Source organism: Yoonia sp., from assembly GCF_036007805.1.
GTDB lineage: Bacteria > Pseudomonadota > Alphaproteobacteria > Rhodobacterales > Rhodobacteraceae > Yoonia.
Map to the genome: position 1 here is coordinate 1 of NZ_DASYOK010000337.1, position 2,945 is coordinate 2,945.

General features: G+C 56.2%; 3 protein-coding genes. All 3 read right to left on the minus strand.

Going from position 1 to position 2,945, the window contains the following annotated elements; genetic code table 11:
- On the minus strand, positions 1 to 1,553 hold a 1,553-nt coding region (gene nusA / locus VGP75_RS17915), incomplete at its 3' end, for a transcription termination factor NusA (RefSeq protein ID WP_327544952.1).
- 1 nt (position 1,554) lies between these two features.
- On the minus strand, positions 1,555 to 2,130 hold the full coding sequence (rimP, locus tag VGP75_RS17920) for a ribosome maturation factor RimP (protein WP_076660406.1): 576 nt from the start codon (positions 2,128 to 2,130) through the stop codon (positions 1,555 to 1,557).
- A gap of 214 nt (positions 2,131 to 2,344) precedes the next feature.
- A partial coding sequence (locus tag VGP75_RS17925) for a periplasmic substrate-binding domain-containing protein (protein WP_526025532.1) occupies positions 2,345 to 2,945 on the minus strand: 601 nt, incomplete at its 5' end.

Below are 2,945 nucleotides of genomic sequence, written 5' to 3' on the forward strand. Positions count from 1 at the left end.
GGGTCAACCCAACCCAGCATCACGCGGGCGGTCATCACCATGTCTTGCGCTTCTTCCAGCGATACATCGAACGGTTCCAGTACACCTTCGTCTTTCACGCGTTCGCCGTTGACCGTCGTCCAGCCACCGGCCAGTTCCCAGTCAGCACAGGTTGCAAAGTCTTCGAGTGTTTTCACACCGTCTTTGCCCAGCGCCTCAAGCATGGCAGGTGTCAGCCCTTCGAAATTGACAAGGCTGTCTTCGACACCCAAAGCACGGGCCGCTTCCATGGCTTTTTTGGCTTCCGCTTCCAGATAGTCGCGCGCACGCGCCTGCAATTCGGCAGCAGTATCGTCGTCAACACCTTCGATCACCAGCAGTTCGTCAAGCTCGACATAGGCGACCTCTTCAAGGTTCGTGAACCCTTCAGATACCAAGAGTTGGGCAAAGAACTCGTCCAGATCAAGGGTATCCATGAACAATTTCGTGCGCAGCTCGAATTCGGCCTGACGGCGCTTGCTCTCTTCTTCCTCGGTCATGATGTCGATATCCAGACCGGTCAGTTGCGACGCAAGGCGCACGTTCTGGCCGCGGCGGCCAATGGCCAGCGACAATTGTTCCTCGGGCACAACAACTTCGATTTTGCCGGCTTCTTCGTCCAGAACAACCTTGGACACCTCGGCAGGCTGCAACGCGTTCACGAGGAACGTCGGCATATCTTCATTCCAAGGAATGATGTCGATCTTTTCGCCCTGCAATTCGTTTACAACAGCCTGCACGCGGGAACCGCGCATACCAACACAGGCACCGACCGGATCAATCGAACCGTCATAAGAGATAACCGCGATCTTCGCGCGCGAACCCGGATCACGGGCGACCGCCTTGATCTCGATAATGCCTTCATAGATTTCGGGAACTTCCATCTTGAACAGCTCGGCCATGAATTCAGGCGCGGTACGGCTGAGGAAGATCTGCGGGCCACGCTGTTCGCGGCGCACTTCTTTGATGTAGCAGCGGATACGGTCGTTGGGGCGGTATGCTTCGCGGCCGATCTTTTCGTTGCGGCGCAGCACAGCTTCGCCAGAGCCTACATCAACGATCACGTTGCCGTACTCTTCACGCTTGACCAGCGCGTTGATGATCGTACCGGCGCGATCTTTGAACTCTTCATATTGCTTGTCACGCTCGGCTTCGCGGACTTTCTGCAGGATCACCTGCTTGGCAGATTGCGCAGCAATGCGGCCCAACTCCACCGGTGGCACTTCTTCGATGAACTGTTGGCCCACTTCGGGGTTTTCCATATATTCCTTGGCCTGCTCAACGGTGAATTCGGCCTGATAGTTCTCAAGCTCATCATCCTCAACCACAGTCCGCACGCGAGTGAAGGTCGCCTTACCGGTTTTGCGGTCGATGGACACGCGAATGTCCATCTCTGCGCCGTAACGCGACTTGGCCGCACGGGCGAGCGATTCTTCCATCGCCTCAACAACAAGCCCGGGCTCGATGTTCTTTTCGCGGGCCACGGCCTCTGCGGTCTGCAAAAGCTCCAACTGGTTGGCGGATGTGTAAGCCATCTTAAGTGTTCTCCTCGCCATCAATGATGGTTTCGATTTCATCAAATTGGGTCTCGTCGATCTGACCCGCGTCTTTGCGACCGCGCAAAACATCGCGGATCAACTCATCTGTCAGGACCAGTTTGGCGTCTGACAGCCATTCGAATTTCAGACCAATCGTGCCCTCGGCAATCGTGATCAGAATCTCATCACCTTCGGTGCCCGCCAGCTGCCCTTTGAAGCGGCGGCGGCCATCGATCAGTTCATCGGTTTCAACTTTGGCTTCAAAGCCTTCCCACTGATCGAAATCCTTCATCCGTGTCAGCGGGCGGTCGATCCCGGGGCTGGAAACCTCAAGCGTGTAAACATCCAGAATCGGGTCTTCGACATCCAGCACTGCACTGATCGCAGTGGAAATCTGGGCACATTCATCCACTTCGATCTGGCCGTCAGGACGCTGGACCATGATCTGCAGGATGCTTTCCTTGCCGGTCATCAGGCGCACGCGCACGACCTCGAACCCCATGTCTTCAACGACAGGGGTGATGATTTCAGCGATGCGGCGGTCAATGGCCGCTTTGGCGATCAGATCGTTCATCATTCTTTCCGACTTATCATTCGGCACAAAAAAACGGGCGCGCGGCCCGTGGAAAATTCCGGTGGAGGCTTGGGGGTGGAGGCCAAGTCGCCGCTGTTGGTGATCATATACGGAAGGAACGGCCAAACTGCAAGGCCTGTCATCGCGTGCCCGCCCGTTAAGCGCAAAACGCCCCGCCTTTCGGCGGGGCGTTCTATGTTCAATCAGGCAAGATTTACGCCAGCGACCAACGCTCGGCCATGCGGGCGTTGTCCATTTGCCAGAGGTTGCCCACTGTTTCCGGTGTCGCGATGCGGTTGTTCAACGCCTGCACATAGTTGGCAAACATTGGCAGGATCACGCCGCCATCATCACGCAGGATCTGCTGCATTTCGTGATATTGCTCGCGGCGCTTGTCGCTGTCTAGTTCGGCACGGGCCGACAAAAGCAATTCCTGAAAGCGCGGGTCGTTCCATTGGCTATCGTTCCAAGGCGCACCGGCCTCATAAGCGGTCGAGAACATCCAGTCTTCTGTCGCGCGGCCTGACCAGTAGCTGGCACACCAAGGCTTTTTCAACCAGACGTTGGACCAATAACCATCGGCAGGTTCCTGAACCACATTGATGTTGATCCCGCCCTCAGCCGCAGAGTTCTTGTAAAGAAGTGCTGCGTCAACAGCGCCTTCGAACGCCGCACTGGATGCCGACAGATCAAGGTCGATGCTGTCGAGACCGGCTTCCTTGAGGTAGAACTTGGACTTGTCAGGATCGTAAGCAAGCTGTTCCATATCGGGGTTGTAGTACTGGTTTGCAGGACCGATTGGCGAATCGTTGCCG

What these genes read in the sequence shown, in the direction of transcription:
- rimP (WP_076660406.1), bottom strand. Translation starts at nt 2,130, where the DNA reads ATGAACGATCTGATCGCCAAAGCGGCCATTGACCGCCGCATCGCTGAA.